This window comes from Tenacibaculum piscium (assembly GCF_021390715.1).
GTDB classification, from domain to species: Bacteria; Bacteroidota; Bacteroidia; order Flavobacteriales; family Flavobacteriaceae; genus Polaribacter; species Polaribacter piscius.
The window spans coordinates 82496-100101 of the sequence record NZ_JAJGWT010000011.1 but is presented as its reverse complement, the minus strand read 5'-3'; the positions used below and the strand labels follow the sequence as shown (position 1 = coordinate 100101).

Sequence of the window (17606 nt, the reverse complement as noted above, 5' to 3'; positions counted from 1 at the left end):
GGTGTAAAGGCAGTAATGTCATAGCCAAGTATTACTAATAACCCATAGGCTTATGTAGAAGTCTTGCGCTCGAAAGGGCGCAAGCACCAACTCTTTTGATTATTTACGATATAATTTTTACCAATATGTTAACTTATACAGTTGCAATATACTGAAACATTTTAAGGTGATTATCGCAATGGGGCTCACCTCTTTCCATCCCGAACAGAGAAGTTAAGCCCATTTGCGCCGATGGTACTGCCAATGGTGGGAGAGTAGGTCGTTGCCTTTCTTTTAAACCTCAATCTATAAAAAGATTGAGGTTTTTTTTTTGTGCTAAACTGAAAGAAATGATTAAAGCTCTTTTTTAATCTATAAACATCATACTGAATTTATTTTAGCATCGTAAAAACTATGGAAAATGGCAAATGAGGATGTGAAACTGAAATAAATTCAGGTTGACGGATTCTATTTCTTATTTTTCTCTGATATTTTTTTCAGATAAAATTTAAACAGACTCTAATAATTACTACGCGTATCTCTTAAAAAGATTCTTTGAAATGACTGGATTTTATAAATAAAAACTAATTTATCAGATAGCCAAAACTCAATAAATAGACTTAGCCCCGATTGAAGCTTTGTTTGAGCTCTTTTTTTGATTTTTCTTCAAAAAAAAGCGAGTGCGGAAAGCGGGAATAGCTCCTAATAAAAAATAATGAAATCTTTAATCTAATTCATGAAAAATAGATTAGAGAAATAACTTTTTTAGAGTTGAAAATAAGACTAGCTTTACCGACTCTCAATATAATTTTTTAAATCATTAAAATTACTCAAATAGACGAAAAAGAGAAACTGAAATAAATTCGCTTCGATTTTTTTAGATGAAATAAAAAAAATTATCCTCGAAATAGAAAAAAGTCTTTTTTCATAGATTCGATTTGAGAATCATCATTCGTAATAATATAATCGATTGCTTTTTCAGTAAAGTTTTTTCCTTTTTGAGTAAGTGATATAATTTGAGTATCAATATGAATTAAATTATTTTTTTCGGCTAACTCTACAATAGCTTTTGCTTTGACTTTATGCCAATTAATATGTTCATTCAAATGATTAATATGACGCTCTTTTTCTTCTTTATGATTATTTAAATGCAATAAAAAAGTAAGTAATTGCACTTCTTTTTGTTGTTGCTTATTTCGATAAAGTACCGAAATAAGCCCTCGATTTGGAGCAAATAAAAATACTAATAAAAATACCAAACCAAGCATTGTTGTCATAGAACCAGCAATAGAAGCATCGAGCCAATGTGCCATCCAATAGCCTGAAATTGCAGAAAAAATACCAAAAAATATTGAAAAAATAAGCATTTTTTTCAAATCATTCGTTAATAAGTAAGCAGTCGCTGCAGGAGCAATCATTAAGGCAACAACCAAAATTGCACCAACGGCATCAAAAGCTCCCACGGTAGTTATCGAAGCGACAGTCATCAATCCATAATGAATAATAATAGGCGAAAAACCTAAAGAAGTTGCCAAACCAGCATCAAACGTACTTATTTTTAATTCTTTAAAAAAAGCAAGTAATAAACCTATCGTTATTAGTAAAATAATACCAATAATCCATAGTGATTTCGCACCAATATCAACACCTCCAATTAATAATCTATCAAAGGGTGCAAAAGCGAGTTCTCCTAATAAAACGGCATCAACATCCAAATGAATATCATTAGCATTTTTTGCAATTAAAAGTACACCAATACTAAATAATGCTGGAAATACTAAACCAATTGCGGTATCTTCTTTAACTAATTTTGTTTTTTGAATATATTCGACTAAAACCACGGTTATAATTCCTGATAAAGCTCCCATTAATATTAATAAGGGTGAATTTAAATCGTGTGTAATAAAAAAACCGATGACTAATCCAGGTAAAATAGAATGACTGATGGCATCACTAATTAATGCCATTTTTCGCAATACCAAAAACACGCCAGGAATTGCACAAGCTACGGCAACTAAGCTTGCTATTAATTGTATTTCAATTTGAGCACTACTCATTTTAGTTCGTTATTTTTTAGTGTTTTTTTAAATTATTTTGATGATTATTTTTCTAAATCATCTATATTTTGATTATATAAATTACCTGCAAATTGGTATCCTTCTTCTGTCATTGACCACATTTTTCCCTGTACTTTTATATATTTTTTTTCTTCTAGTTTTTTTAATGTTCCGATCGTATATCCTTGAAAATTATTTAAAATTTTTACAGCATGAGGATGCGATTTATCTTGATGAGTTTTCACTAAATCAAACATAAAAGAAAGTGTTTTGTGTAATTCTAAATCACGTCTGTTTTTCAAAAAACGAATTTGACGAAAAAGCAATCCTCTTGAGGGCGAAAAAATAAAAGAAAACACCACAAAAACTGCGGCAACCAAAACAATTACAGGACCTGTTGATAAATTTGCTTGACTCGCACTAATACCTGTTCCTACAACCCCTGAAAATGCTCCGAAAATCGCTGCTAAAACTACCATCGTACTCAAACTATTTGTCCATTGACGTGCGGCGGCGGCGGGAGCTAATAACATCGCACTCATTAAAACTACGCCCACGGTTTGCAAACCTAAAACGATTGCCAACACAATAAAACTCGTAATTAACGCATCAATAAATTGGATGTTAAATCCTAAAGTTTTTGCATAATCGGCATCAAATAATAAGAGTTTAAATTCTTTCCAAAAAAGTAATAAGACACCCAAACAAATTGCCGTTACAATTGCCATAAACCACACATCTTTGGCTAATAAAGTTGCTGCCTGACCAAATAAAAATTTATCCAATCCAGACTGATTTGCATTGGGCTGTTTTTGAATAAAAGTTAATAATAACATTCCAAATCCGAAGAAAACAGACAATATTAATCCTAAAGCGGTATCAGTTTTTAAATGCGTATTTTTTACGATACTACGAATCCAAAAAGCGCCAATTATTCCACTAATTAAAGCACCTAATAATAATACATTCGTATCTTTTGTGCCTGTAATTAAAAAGGCAATAGCTATCCCAGGAAGCGATGCGTGTGAAATGGCATCGCCTAGTAAACTTTGTTTTCTCAATACGGCAAAACTTCCTAGCATACCACAAATAGCTCCTAAAATAGCCGTTCCAATGGTAATTGTTCGAAGGGTATAATCTGAAAAAACGAGCTTAAAATATTCTTGTAAATCCATTATTGTTGTACACTTACTTTATAATTAATTCCGTACGTTTTGGTTAAATTATCATCATTAAAAATTTCTTTAACCGGTCCTGTGGCGATTTTTTTGACATTTAAAAAAGTAACCCAATCAAAATATTCAGGAACAGTTTGCAAATCGTGATGCACTACAATTACTGTTTTGCCTGCTTTTCGTAATTCTTTTAAAATATTGATAATCGTAATTTCGGTAGTTGCATCTACGCCTTGAAATGGCTCATCCATAAAATAAATAGATGCATTTTGCGCCAAAGCTCTGGCCAAAAAAACACGCTGTTGTTGTCCGCCTGAAAGTTGTGAAATTTGGCGATTTTTAAAGGCTAACATTCCTACTTTTTCCAAAGCTTCTAAGGCGATTTTTTTCTGTGCATTTCCTGGGCGTTTTATCCACCCTAAACTTCCGTAAGTTCCCATGGTAACGACATCTAAAGCTGTGGTTGGAAAATCCCAATCGACACTTCCTTTTTGTGGCACATAAGCGACTAACTTTCGTTGTTTTTCATAGGACTCTCCAAATATCGCAACGCTTCCCGCAATCGGTTTTATAATGCCTAAAATTGATTTTATTAAGGTCGATTTTCCTGCACCGTTTGGTCCAACAATCGCCATTAAAACGCCTTCGGGAATGGCTAAATCAATATCCCAAAGTACGGGTTTGTAATTATAAGCAACCGTTAAATCGTCCACGGTTACGGCATATTTTATATCGCTCATTAACTGTTCTTTTATTATTATACGTTTTAGATTATCAGTATAAATTATACGTTTTTATTTTAATGAATTAACAATTGTATTTACGTTTGCTTTATACATTCCGATATACGTTCCTTCAGTGGTTCCTGCGCTTCCTAAAGCATCAGAATATAGCGTTCCACCAATAACAACTTCGTGTCCTTTTGATTTTACGGCTGCTTGTAAAGCTTCAATAGTTCGTTTTGGCACAGAGGTTTCTACAAAAATTGCTTTTACTTTATGTTCGATAATAAATTTTGCTAATTTTTGAACATCTTGAACGCCTGCTTCGGTAGCTGTTGATAATCCTTGCAAACCAACGACATTGAATTTGTGTTGTCTTCCGAAATAATTAAACGCATCGTGAGCGGTTACTAAAATTCTTTTTTCTTCGGATAATTCATTGATTTTTTGTGTTACTTTTATGTTTAAATCCTGTAATTTATCGAGATAAATTTTAGCATTATTTTTATAAAACGTGGCATTTTCAGTATCTATTTCGGCTAATTTATCAGCAAGATAAGAAGTCATTTTTGTCCAATTAGTAATATCGAACCAAATATGCGGATCATAATTTGAGGCAAATAATTCTGAACCTATCAAATCTTTTTTAGCAATTGCATCTGAAATTTCGATAGTTTTTTTATGTTGATGTTCCATTTTTTCAAAAACCTCTACTAGTTTTCCTTCTAAATGCAATCCACTGTAAATAATAATATCGGCATTAAAAAGCTTAGAAACGTCGCCTTCACTGGCTTTGTATAAATGCGGATCAACACCTGAACCCATTAATCCATTTACATTTATTTTATCGCCACCGATATTTTTCACCAAATCGGTAACCATTGTAGTGGTGGTTACGATATTTAATTTTCCATCTTTTTTTTCTTCGGATGTTTTACAGCTAATCGCTAATAAAACTAGGAGTATTAAGTATATTTTTTTCATGTTTTTTAGAATTTTGCTTTTTTTTAGATTTTTTGAATATAAATATTATTGGCAACTTTGTTTGAAATGGTCATTATTTTATCATTTATTTTCACTAAAAACGAATCATCAAAAGGTTCTTTATCCAGTATTTGAATATGTTGTCCTAAGCCGATTTCTTGTTTATCTAAAAAGCGTAAAAATTCGGAAGAAGTATCATTTACGCCCACACAAACTCCTTGTTCATTTTTATGCAATGTTGCTAATAAACTTTTTTTGATTTGGGGTAAATTCCCTTGTTTATCAGGGATTGGGTCGCCATGCGGATCTGTTTTCGGATGTCCTAAAAATGCATCTAATTCATCAATTAATTTGGGCGAATGTATATGTTCCAATTGTTCGGCAACCTCATGGACTTCATCCCAAGAAAAATTAAGTTTTTCAACTAAAAAAACCTCCCATAAACGGTGTTTCCGAATAATATTAGCAGCCGTTTTTTTACCAAAATTAGTTAAAGTAACGCCTTGATATTTTTTATAAACAACTAATTTCTTATCGGATAATTTTTTAATCATATCGGTTACCGATGATGCTTTGGTAACCAACATATTTGCAATTGCGTTAGTGGTAATTCCTTTATCGGATACTAAGGCTAAATGATAAATTGTTTTAATATAATTTTCTTCTGATTGACTAAACATCTTTTTTTGATAGTATTTTTTTAATAGGACAAAGATATAATTTTTCATTTATATAAAATAATTTTTAGACAAGTCTAAAAATTATTTTATGTTTGCATTAAATTTAAAACAAGTCTAAACTAAAAAAATAATCATACAGTGATGAAAAAATTACTCTTATTTACTTTTATATTAATTGCATCGTTTGCTAAAGCACAAACAATCAAAGGAAAAATAACCACTTCCAAAGGTGCCATATTACCGTTTGCGAATATCTTGGTTAAAAACACCAATCTTGGCGTAACTGCCGATGAAAATGGCGTGTTTCTTTTAGAGAATATCAAGCTAAACAATCAGAAAAAAGTTACGTTAATTACTTCTGCTATCGGATTTATGTCTTCTCAAAAAAGAATAAATATATCCAAAGAAAAAGTAACAATTATTGATTTTAGCCTGACAGAACACGCCGAATTATTAGATCAAATTACGGTAACAGGAACTCGAACAGACAGACGAAGTACCAAAAACCCTGTGATTGTAAACGTAATAAACAGCCAAACGTTAGCCGATGTACAAGCTTGTAATTTATCCGAAGGATTGAAGTTTCAAACGGGTTTACGTGTAGAAACTGATTGTCAAACTTGTAATTATACACAACTTAGAATGAATGGTTTATCTGGTGGATATTCGCAGATTTTAATCAATGGTCGCCCAATTTTTAGCCCGCTAACTGGTTTGTATGGTTTGGAACAAATTCCAACTAATATGATTGATAGAATTGAAGTAGTTCGTGGCGGTGGCTCGGCTTTATACGGCTCAAGTGCCATCGGTGGAACGGTGAATGTAATTACCAAAATCCCAAAGAAAAACAACTTTAGTATTGGCTATAATTATCAAAATTTTAAAGGAACTTCCGACCATATTATTGCAGGAAATGCAACGGTCGTTAATGAAGATAAAAATGCAGGAGTTTCATTTTTTATCAATAATAGAACTCGTGAAATTTATGACCATAATGATGATAATTTCTCCGAACTTCCGAAATTAAAAAACAACTCTTTTGGTGCTAATTTGTTTTTCTTACCTACCGATAATCAAAAAATAGAAATCAATTTTAGCAAAATGAACGAATATCGTTATGGTGGTGAAATGATTGAAAATGCACCGCATTTTGCCCTGCAATCCGAAGAAAGAGTACACGATGTATATGTTGGAAATGTTGATTATCAACTTAATTTTAATGATGATAAAAGTTCGTTAATTACATATTTTGCTTCTCAATATACAGGAAGAGATCATTATACAGGAATCCGTCCTGGAACTCAAAATGTAATCGAAGATACCGTGCATCTAGCAAATCCGCCGTACGGAAACTCAGATACAACCACGCTTCAAGGAGGACTTCAATTTAATCATCAATTAGAAGATTTCTTAAAAGGAAATAACGTACTTACTATCGGGTCGGAATTTGTACAAGATGATGTTTTTGATGAAATTAAAGCCTATGAATATAAAGTAGACCAACTTACTCAAAACTACGGTTTCTTCTTTCAAAGTGATTGGGAAATCAATAATAAATGGAATTTATTAGCAGGAGTCCGTTACGATCATCATAAATTAGAAGCGCTCAATAAAGATAAAACAAAGAAATCAATTACTAATAATGTAGCAAGTCCTCGTGTTTCGGTATTATTTAAACCCTTCGAAAAAGCACAACTACGCGCCACTTGGGGAACTGGTTTTAGAGCGCCACAAGCTTTTGATACTGATTTACATATGGCCTTTGCAGGTGGTGGAATCTCAAGAGTACAACTTGCCGATGACTTAAAAAAAGAACGCTCAAATAGCTATACCGTATCTTTTAATTATGATAAACCAACCGAATATTATATCTATGGATTTACTGTTGAAAGTTTTTATACCGAATTAAACGATGCTTTTTATTTAGAAGGAATTGGCGAAGATGAATTTGGAGAAGTTTTCAAAAAAAGAAATGGTGATGGCGCTGTTGTAAATGGAATTACCCTAGAAACACGCTTGAATTATGATGGAATTTTTCAGTTTGATGCAGGTTTTACGTATCAATCTAGTAAATACAATACCGCTGTAAATAATTCGGATGCTCTTGAAAACAAAAAAGAGTTTTTAAGAACACCGAAAACTTATGGATATGCAACAGCAACTTATACGCCAAATCAAAAATTTAAAACCGCATTAAACCTTGTTTATACTGGAGAAATGGACGTATTACATTTAGCTTCGGATAAAAATTTAACACAAGATGAATACCTAAAATCACCTAATTTTTTTAATGTCGGAATCAAAACTAGCTACAATTTTAAGTTGGAAAACTTAAAAACTAATATTGAAGTTTCGGCAGGTGTTAAAAATCTTTTTGATGAATATCAAACAACGTTTGATATTGGAAAAGAACGAGATAGCAATTTCATATATGGACCCGCAACGCCAAGAACATATACACTAGGCTTTAAAATATTTCAATAAGCATTTAAAATAATACATTTTATAATGTACTGAAACAGGGAGTTTTACCATAAAGCTCCCTGTTTTTCGTAATATTAACTTAATATTAGATCCCTTAATATCGACTTAATTAACATTAAAGAAACATTCTAATAAAGCAACCATAATTTTCAAGTAACATTAGATTTACAACATAGCATCAGATTTGCAGTGTATATATTAAGAACCCAAGATAAGTATTACGTATAATGAAAAAATTAATAATTATTACTCTTTTAAGCCTTTGTAGTTTTGTGTATGCACAAGATAAAGGAACGGTATCAGGTACGATTTCTGATAAAGAGATGAACGGAGAAGTACTCCCTTTCGCAAATGTTTTTATTAAAGGAACAACAATTGGAGCAACCACTGATATGGATGGTAAATACTCTTTAAGTGTTCCAAGTGGAAGTCAAACAATTGTATTTAGTTTTGTAGGATATCAAACCGTTGAAAAAGCAATTGCTGTAAAAGCAAATCAAAATTTAGTTGTAAACCAACAACTTGGTGCTAGTGAAGGCGTTTCTTTAGACGAAATTGAAATTAAAGCAACCGTTAGTAGAGAAAAAGAAAGTGCTTTGTTATTACAACAAAAGAAAGCAACTGTAATTATTGAAAGTATTGGAGCGCAAGAATTATCAAAAAAAGGAGTTAGTAACGCCGCGGCAGCAACTACTAAAATATCAGGAGTAACTAAAAGTGAAGGTACTGGCGATATTTATATTCGTGGTTTAGGAGATCGTTATTTATCAACCTCAATGAACGGTTTGCCTGTTCCTTCGGATAATGTAAATAATAAAAATATCAACCTAAACTTATTTAATACCAACATCATTCAAAATGTAGGAATTTCGAAAACATATACCACTAATAATTATGCAGATCAAGGTTCTGGTTCTGTAAATATTATTTCAAAAGAATTTTCTAAAAAAGGAATTAAAATCGGTTTAAGCGGAGGTAGTAATACCAATGTTATGGAATTAAGTGATTTTAGAAAAACAATCATCAATGAAGATGTTACTTTTGGTTTTCATGAGAAAAAATACGCCTTACAAGACGCTTTAACAAGACAAGGTTGGGATACGAAAACAACCAATATTCCTTTTAATTATGGCGCTTCTATCGGTGGTGGTTATAAATTTGACATCTTCGGAAAAGCTTTAAAATTTGTAGCATCGGCTTCTTACTCTTCTTCAAATAGTTATCAAGAAGGATTATTTAGAAGTTATAAAGCGAATATTTTAGATAAAGGTTTTTCTTATAATGAACAACATGACACTGAAAAATATATTACAAATACCAACGCAACAGGATATATCAATTTCAGTTTAAAGTTAAATGACAACAATAAATTAAAGTACAATACTTTAGTTGTAAATAAAAGTCAAGACTTATTATACGAACAAGGAAGAAAAGGTTTCGGATATGTTTACGATCAAGATCCTAGTGAATATGGTGCTTTTGTAAGAGATCAAAATTTTAAACAAACAACACTTTTTGTAAACCAATTAATGGGAGAGCACAAGTTAGACGAAAACAATACGTTAAACTGGGCTGGAGGTTACAACTTTGTGTTAGCTGAAGAACCTAACAGAATTAGAAATGAAGTAAATATTTTAGATCCTGAAAAACCTTCATCACAAATTCAATATGCACACGTTGGAGATTATCAACAACGTAAATCAAGCCAGAAAATTGAAGACAACGATTATAATGCATTAATTCAAAATAAACTTGCTTTAGGACAAAGTGCTGATGAATTCGAAAAGAAACCACACGCTTTAAATTATGGAATAAATATCCGTAAAAAAGAAAGAAGTTTTAAATCATTATTTGTAGGTGTGAAAGCGAAAGGAATGAAAGCTCCTTCAGTTGATAATATTACCGATACTTTTACTGCTAGTAATTTTAATCCTGATTTATATCCTAATTTAGAATTAAAAGTTCGTCCAAATGATACGTATTCAGCAGATTTAAAAGCTTATGCAGCTTTTGTAAATTTTGATTTTCAACTTGATGAAAAACTTTCAGGAAACTTAGGATTGCGTTTTGAGAAAGATGAAATAAACATGGATTGGAGTGTTGCCAATTATATCGATCAAATAACAGGAAAAGAACGAATTGGTAGTTTGAATAAAAAATACGAAGGTCTTTATCCTAGTGTAAATTTAAAATACGAATTGAACGAAAAAAATTACCTACGTTTCGCTTCAAGTGTAACACAAACATTACCAGAGTTTAAAGAACTTGCTCCTTTAGAATATGTATCGCCAACAGGACGTGTTACCAGAGGAAATCTTGATTTAGAAAAATCAGATATTTATAATATCGATTTAAAATGGGAATTCTTTCCAAGTAGAGAAGAATTGGTATCGGCAACAGTATTTTATAAGCAAATTAAAAATCCTATCAACTTAGGATTAACAAGAGGTTCATCAGGAAACTTCATTTTTGAAAACACTGGAGATAAAGCAGATGTGTTAGGTTTAGAAGTGGAAGGAAAAGTTGGATTGATTAAAAATGAAGACGAAAAAAGCTTATTAAGTGCAACTGGAAATGTTACTGTAATGTATTTAAATCAAGATTTACATAAAGAATTTCAATATAAAGATGTAACAGAATCAAAATTACAAGGAGCTTCTAACTTTATTTTCAATGGTTCTGTAAGTTATAACTCACAAACGGAAAAACCTTTCATCGGAACAGTAACAGGAAACTATTCTTCAGATAAAATATTTTCTTTAGGAGCACCTCGTAGTCAAGATGATAGAGCTACTTTATATAATGACCAAATTATTCAAAAAGGTTTTTTTACTTTAGATGCAATTCTTAGTAAAGAAATTACAAAATACTTAACAGTTAAATTAGTCGGTAAAAATTTATTAAATCCTGAAATTAAACAAACACAATTAGTTAGAAATACAAGTACAGGTATTGAAACTAATGAAACTGTTCAGTTATATAAAAAAGGGCAACAACTTAGTTTAGGACTAAGCCTTTCTTTCTAAGAAACCTTTAACTTTTAAAATAATACTTAATCAAAAAAATCTTTGTGAAATTCACAAAGATTTTTTTTTGATTAAAAATTAAAAAACGTAATCAAATATTATAGAAAATCAATAAAAAACAAGTAAACATTTATTAACACTAAAGGCAAACTGTTAACCTTTAATTAAATAACAATAGTTAAACATACGCTTAATTTGTATAACAGAAATTAAACAAATCAAAATGAAAAAAATAGTCTTAAAAGCTTTTGTAGTAGCGGCATTATTAACAGGAACTACGACTTTCATTAGTTGTGGAAGTGATGAGCCAGAAGTTATTGAAGGTGGTACAGGAACAGGTACTAACCAAGAAGGAACTAAACTTGAAGGAAGAGTTAGTGGTACAATTACCTTAGATGCTTCAAAAGAATATAAGTTAACAGGTTCTTATATTATAGAAGATGGTGGACAATTAATTATTCCTGCTGGAACTAAAATTACAGTTACAGGAACAGGAACAGAAGCTTTTATCGCTGTATTAATGGGTGGTAAAATTGACATTCAAGGAACAGCAAGCAAGCCTGTTGTTATGACATCACCAAATGGGAAACCTGGAGATTGGGGAGGTTTAACAATCTGTGGAAAAGCAACAACAACGGCTGGTGTAGAAGCTGAAGCAGAAGTTGGAGGTTTCAAATACGGTGGAACTGCTGATGCTGATAACTCTGGTTCTATTAAATATTTAATGATAAAAGGAACAGGAGCTTCTATTAATTCAGAATCTCAATATAATGGAGTTTCATTATACGCTGTTGGATCAGGAACAACTATTGAAAATGTAGCTGTAATTGACGGTTCTGATGATGGTATTGAATTTTTTGGAGGTACCGTTTCTGTTAAAAACATATACTTAGAAAATAACGAAGACGATTCAATTGACTGGACAGAAGGTTGGAACGGAACTGTTGAAAATGCTTATATTTCTCATACAAAAGACGGTTTTTCAACGGCTTTAGAAGGAGATAAAGCAAATAAAAATCCTAAATTTATTAATTTAACAGCTGTTTCTACAGTAAAAGGAACTGCTTTACAATTCAAAAAAGAATCAGGAGCAACCATTACAGGATTATCTTTAACAGGATATGGTAAAAATATTGACATGAAAGATAATGGAAAGTTATCAAATGTTAAAATTGAAGGTGAAGATGCTAGTAAAACAGCAAACTATACAAAAGCAGCTACCGTAAATGCAAAAGATTTTGGTTGGGTAAATTCATCTGTTCATGCAGATACTGATTTATTACAAGGAAAAGTTACAGGTAAAGTTACTTTAGATCCATCAATTGCTTATAAATTAACGGGTTCTTACATTGTACAAGACGGTGGGGAATTAATCATTCCTGCTGGAACTAAAATTACAGTTACAGGAAGTGGTACAGAAGCATATATTGCTGTATTAATGGGTGGTAAAATTGACATTCAAGGAACAGCAAGTAATCCTGTTACCATGTCATCGCCAAACGCAAAACCTGGAGATTGGGGAGGTTTAACAATCTGTGGAAAAGCAACAACAACGGCTGGTGTAGATGCTGAAGCTGAAGTTGGAGGTTTCAAATACGGTGGAACTACAAATGCTGATAATTCTGGTTCTATTAAATATTTAATCATAAAAGGAACAGGAGCTTCTATTAATTCAGAATCTCAATATAATGGAGTTTCATTATATGCTGTTGGATCAGGAACAACTATTGAAAATGTAGCTGTAATCGATGGTTCTGATGATGGAATTGAATTTTTTGGAGGAACAGTATCTGTTAAAAACATCTACTTAGAAAACAACGAAGACGATTCAATTGACTGGACAGAAGGTTGGAATGGAACTGTTGAAAATGCGTATATTTCACACTCTAAAACTGGTTTTTCAACTGCTTTAGAAGGAGATAAAGCAAACAACAATCCTAAATTTGTTAATTTAACAGCTGTTTCTACTGTAGAAGGAACTGCTTTACAATTCAAAAAAGAATCAGGAGCAACTATTACAGGATTATCTTTAACAGGATATGGTAAAAATATTGACATGAAAGATAACGGAGCGTTATCAAATGTTAAAATTGAAGGTGAGGATGCGAATCCAGCAACAAACTACACAAAAGCCGCTACAGTAAACGTAAAAGACTTTGGTTGGGTAAATTCATCTGTCGATGTAAACTCAGACTTATTACAAGGAACTGTTACTGGTGAAGTTACTTTAGATCCATCAGTAGCTTATAAATTAACAGGTTCTTATATTATACAAGCTGGTGGAAAATTAATCATTCCTGCTGGAACTAAAATTACCGTTACAGGAAGTGGTACAGAAGCATATATTGCCGTATTAATGGGTGGTAAAATTGAAATTCAAGGTACAGAAAGTACTCCTGTTATAATGTCTTCACCAAAAGGGAAACCTGGAGATTGGGGAGGTTTAACCATCTGTGGAAAAGCAACAACAACCGCTGGTGTAAAAGCTGAAGCTGAAGTTGGAGGTTTTAAATACGGAGGAACTTCTGATGCTGATAGTTCAGGATCAATTAAAAACTTAGTAATTAAAGGAACAGGAGCTTCAATTAACTCTGAATCTCAATATAATGGAATTTCATTATACGCAGTTGGTTCAGGTACAGTAATTGAAAATGTAGCTGTAATTGATGGAGCTGATGATGGTATTGAATTTTTTGGAGGAACAGTATCTGTTACAAATATTTACTTAGAAAACAACGAAGACGATTCAATCGACTGGACAGAAGGTTGGAATGGAACTGTTAAAAATAGTTATATATCTCATACAAAAGACGGTTTTTCAACTGCCTTAGAAGGAGATAAAGCAAATAACAACCCTAAGTTTATTAACTTAACGGCTGTTTCTAGTGTAAACGGAACTGCATTACAATTTAAGAAAGAATCTGGAGCTACCATTACAAACTTACATTTAGATGGATATGATAAAAACATCGACATGAAAGATAATGGAAAGTTATCAAATGTTAAAATTGATGGTGCTGATGCTTCAAAAGAAGATGCCTATAACGAAGGAACTAAAGTTGATACTTCAAAATGGTCTTGGAAAAACGCAAGTTTATAAGCCTAAAAATTTAAAGCAATTTGCTTACTAATTTTTAAATATTAATTAATCCAGAGAAGTTCGCTTCTCTGGATTTTTTTTTGAGGATAATTTTTCGAAGATAATTTTTCGCGCTTTTTAAAAGTTGTTTACTATTCTTTAAAAGGTTATTTTGCATTAAAAATTATTCTGTGCAAAATTTATCAACTTTTCAAGTATACAACGCATCAGCTGGAAGTGGAAAAACCTTTACGCTCGTTAAAGAATATCTAAAAGTTTTATTAAAAACAGACGATGTTTTTAAGTTTCAAAAAATATTAGCCATTACTTTTACCAACAAAGCAGCGGGTGAAATGAAAGCACGTGTTTTAGAAAATTTACAAACATTCTCCGAAGGAAAAGAAAATGATTTGTTAAAAATTATTATCAAAGAAATTTCGCTTGATACACAAATTAAAACCAAAATTGATACACAAAAAATACAGCAACGAAGCAAAAAAATAGTCGAAGCAATTTTAAAAAATTATTCGGCATTTTCAATTACAACTATTGATAGTTTTACCCATAAAATCATCAAAAGCTTTGCCTACGATTTAGGATTGCCACTAAATTTTGAAGTGGAAATGGATGCAATTTCATTATTGAATCAAGCCGTTGATGTGTTAATTTCTAAAATCGGGGTCGATACCGATTTAACCAAACTATTAATCGATTTTTCGCTCGATAAAGCTGATGATGATAAATCATGGGATATTTCACTTGAATTAAATGAGTTTTCGAGAATCTTATTAAATGAAGATGATATCCAGCACTTTAGAAAACTTGAAGATAAAAAATTAAGCGATTTTACCAATTTAAAAAGTAAATTATTTAAAGATCAACAACAAATTAAAACCCGATTCTTAGAAATTGGAAAAAAAGGAATCGCAATAATTGAAACCACACAATTAGAACATAAAGATTTTTACTATTCTATGTTGCCAAAGCATTTTTTAGCGTTATCTGAAAATCCTGCCAAAGCAAAATTTTTTGAACAAACAAAACTTCGAGAACGTATTGAAGAAAATTTCTTTTATGCAAAATCAAAATCAGCCTCTATAAAAAATGCTATTGAAGGAATTTTACCAGAATTATTATCTTTATATATGGAATCTGAAAAGTTGTATCAGCAATTTTTAATGAACAGATTAGCCTTAAAAAGCGTAATTCCGTTAGCCGTTTTAAATTATATAAATCTTGAATTAACACATATCAAAGAAGAAAATAACTTGCGATTAAATGCTGAATTTAATCAATTAATTTCTGATAATATAAAAGACCAACCCGCACCATTTATTTACGAACGAATTGGACAACGATTTATGCATTATTTTATTGATGAAATGCAGGATACATCAGTGTTACAATGGGAAAATATTATTCCGTTAATAGACAATGCCTTGGCACAAGAAGATAGTAATTTGCTTTTAGTCGGAGACGGAAAACAAGCTATTTATCGTTGGCGTGGTGGAAAAGCAACACAATTTATTTCCTTGGGAGCTAGTGCCGAAAATCCGTTTCATATCGACAAAGAAATAAAAACACTAGATACCAATTTTAGAAGTTATAGCGAAATTATTGATTTTAATAATCAGTTTTTTCAACATACCGCTAATTTTTTGGAAAATCAAGACTATAAAAACCTATTTATTGAAGGAAATAAACAATCAACAACAGCTAAAAAAGGCGGTTTTGTATCCCTTTCCTTTTTAGATAAAGAAGAAGAAAAAGCTGATGAGGTTTTAAAATATCCGAAGAAAGTTTTAGAAACTATTCAAAAAGTTCAAAAAACATTTTCTTTAAATGAAATCTGCGTGTTGGTGCGTAAGAAAAAAGATGGCGTTGCTGTAGCAAATTATTTATCAGAAAATGGCGTTCAAATTATTTCTTCCGAAACATTATTACTCAAAAATAGCGCGAAAGTTACCTTTATTACTGATGTTTTACAAGTAATTCAGCATCCAAATGATAAAGAAGCATTATTAGAAGTACTCTATTTTTTACAACATCATTTGAAACTAGAAATAGCTAAAAATTTATTTATTTCAGAAATGATTCAGAAACCACTTGATGCCGTTTTTGAAGAATTTAAAAAATATCAAATTTCATTCGATTTAATTAATTTTCATCAACTACCATTTTATGAAAAAATAGAAGAAATTATCCGAAGTTTTAAATTAATTGAAGCTTCCGATGCGTATGTGCAATTTTTCCTAGACATCGTTTTGGAACAACAACGAAAAGGAACAAGTATTCAAGAATTTCTAGATTTTTGGAACGATAAAAAAGAAAATTTAAGCATCGTAGCTCCCGAAACAGGCAATGCTGTGCAAATTATGACCATTCATAAATCCAAAGGATTGGAGTTTCCTGTCGTTATTTTCCCCTATGATTTAGATATTTATCGACAAATAAACCCTAAAATTTGGCTCGATGAATTACCAACAAATTTTGATGGTTTTCAAGAATTATTAGTGCCGTATAACAGCGATTTAAAATCAATAAATGAACGAAGTTTAGAAATTTATCAGCAACAACGAGAAGAAGTTGAATTGGATAATTTTAATCTCTTATATGTCGCACTAACTCGTGCTGTAGAGCAATTACACATCATTACAGAATATAAAATCACTACAAAAGGAGAAGAAAATACCAATCATTATTCAGGGATTTTTATCAACTATCTAAAAGAAAAAAATCGTTGGAATGATGGACAATTAGACTATTATTTTGGAGAATCAAAAAGAATAAGTACGCATAAAGAAAATTTTTCTACCGCTGAAATTCAACAAGAATTTATTTCAACGCCTTGGCAAAATCATAATATCCATATGTTGGCGAGTGCCTCGAAATTATGGGATACCGAACAAGGAAAAGCCATCGAATTTGGAAATTTAATTCATGAAATGATGGCGAAAATTATCAATCAAAATGATGTTGAAAAAGTTGTGCATCAATATGAACAACAAGGAATTATAAATAAAAAACAAGCCGAAAATATTCAAAATGATATTTATAAAATTGTAAATCACCCAAAATTAAAACAATTTTACGCCAAAAATGTAACCGTATATAATGAACGAGAAATTGTAGATGTCGATAATCAAATCCTAATTCCCGATAGATTAGTGCTTTCACAAAACAATGACGTAACGATCTTAGATTATAAAACAGGAAAACCATCGAAAAGTTATCATCAGCAATTATTACGCTATGAACGTGTCTTAAAATCAATTAATTATAAAGTTGTTAAAAAATTACTCATATATATAAATAAAGAAATTTTAGTGGAAGAAGTATAGTTTTTTTTTAAAATTTAGTAATTAATAAGCAATTAATTAGCTCCTAAACTGTAAATATTAACAAGGAGAAACCACTGTG

At 31.3% G+C, this 17606-nt stretch carries 9 protein-coding genes and 1 rRNA gene; 5 read left to right on the top strand and 5 right to left on the bottom strand.

The window, feature by feature from the left end; all coding sequences use genetic code 11:
- The first annotated feature begins 162 nt into the window (after positions 1-162).
- A 5S ribosomal RNA gene (gene rrf, locus L0U77_RS10660) occupies positions 163-271 on the top strand.
- A 604-nt stretch (positions 272-875) separates the two neighbouring features.
- Here rrf and L0U77_RS10655 read toward each other — a convergent pair.
- Genes L0U77_RS10655 through L0U77_RS10635 form a run of 5 tightly spaced genes read right to left on the bottom strand, consistent with a single transcriptional unit; the run spans position 876 to position 5597 of the window.
- The gene (locus tag L0U77_RS10655) at positions 876-2036 is read right to left on the bottom strand and encodes a metal ABC transporter permease (protein ID WP_101917863.1); all 1161 of its coding nucleotides are present in this window, start codon (positions 2034-2036) and stop codon (positions 876-878) included.
- 44 nt (positions 2037-2080) lie between these two features.
- Positions 2081-3211: a metal ABC transporter permease gene (locus tag L0U77_RS10650; RefSeq protein ID WP_233901161.1), complete on the bottom strand. Its 1131-nt coding sequence runs from the start codon at positions 3209-3211 to the stop codon at positions 2081-2083.
- Positions 3211-3951, bottom strand: coding sequence for a metal ABC transporter ATP-binding protein (locus L0U77_RS10645; RefSeq protein ID WP_101917861.1), 741 nt, complete (start codon positions 3949-3951; stop codon positions 3211-3213). The genes L0U77_RS10650 and L0U77_RS10645 overlap by 1 nt, the downstream gene beginning before the upstream one ends.
- A gap of 54 nt (positions 3952-4005) precedes the next feature.
- Positions 4006-4917 (bottom strand): metal ABC transporter solute-binding protein, Zn/Mn family, encoded by a 912-nt coding sequence (locus L0U77_RS10640; RefSeq protein ID WP_233901160.1) that lies wholly within the window; start codon positions 4915-4917, stop codon positions 4006-4008.
- Between the two features lie 23 nt (positions 4918-4940).
- Positions 4941-5597 carry a metal-dependent transcriptional regulator gene (locus L0U77_RS10635; protein WP_101917860.1) on the bottom strand — a complete coding sequence of 219 codons (657 nt, stop codon included), beginning with the start codon at positions 5595-5597 and terminating at the stop codon, positions 4941-4943.
- A 141-nt stretch (positions 5598-5738) separates the two neighbouring features.
- Between L0U77_RS10635 and L0U77_RS10630 the strand changes: the two genes are divergently transcribed.
- The 4 genes from L0U77_RS10630 (at position 5739) to L0U77_RS10615 (ending at position 17527) form a co-directional block, all read left to right on the top strand.
- Entirely contained in the window at positions 5739-8081 is a 2343-nt protein-coding gene (locus tag L0U77_RS10630) for a TonB-dependent receptor (RefSeq protein ID WP_233901159.1), read from the top strand.
- Between the two features lie 227 nt (positions 8082-8308).
- The gene (locus L0U77_RS10625) at positions 8309-11107 is read left to right on the top strand and encodes a TonB-dependent receptor (protein ID WP_233901158.1); all 2799 of its coding nucleotides are present in this window, start codon (positions 8309-8311) and stop codon (positions 11105-11107) included.
- A gap of 223 nt (positions 11108-11330) precedes the next feature.
- Entirely contained in the window at positions 11331-14207 is a 2877-nt protein-coding gene (locus L0U77_RS10620; RefSeq protein WP_233897946.1) for a hypothetical protein, read from the top strand.
- 170 nt (positions 14208-14377) lie between these two features.
- Complete coding sequence (locus L0U77_RS10615; RefSeq protein ID WP_233897945.1) at positions 14378-17527, top strand: UvrD-helicase domain-containing protein; 3150 nt, start codon at positions 14378-14380, stop codon at positions 17525-17527.
- The last annotated feature ends 79 nt before the right edge of the window (positions 17528-17606 follow it).

Bases quoted from the DNA above. Each gene is read 5' to 3' on its own strand.
- L0U77_RS10645 (WP_101917861.1), bottom strand. From the start codon at position 3,951: ATGAGCGATATAAAATATGCCGTAACCGTGGACGATTTAACGGTTGCT.
- L0U77_RS10650 (WP_233901161.1), bottom strand. From the start codon at position 3,211: ATGGATTTACAAGAATATTTTAAGCTCGTTTTTTCAGATTATACCCTT.
- L0U77_RS10655 (WP_101917863.1), bottom strand. From the start codon at position 2,036: ATGAGTAGTGCTCAAATTGAAATACAATTAATAGCAAGCTTAGTTGCC.
- L0U77_RS10620 (WP_233897946.1), top strand. From the start codon at position 11,331: ATGAAAAAAATAGTCTTAAAAGCTTTTGTAGTAGCGGCATTATTAACA.
- L0U77_RS10635 (WP_101917860.1), bottom strand. From the start codon at position 5,597: ATGTTTAGTCAATCAGAAGAAAATTATATTAAAACAATTTATCATTTA.
- L0U77_RS10625 (WP_233901158.1), top strand. From the start codon at position 8,309: ATGAAAAAATTAATAATTATTACTCTTTTAAGCCTTTGTAGTTTTGTG.
- L0U77_RS10630 (WP_233901159.1), top strand. From the start codon at position 5,739: ATGAAAAAATTACTCTTATTTACTTTTATATTAATTGCATCGTTTGCT.
- L0U77_RS10640 (WP_233901160.1), bottom strand. From the start codon at position 4,917: ATGAAAAAAATATACTTAATACTCCTAGTTTTATTAGCGATTAGCTGT.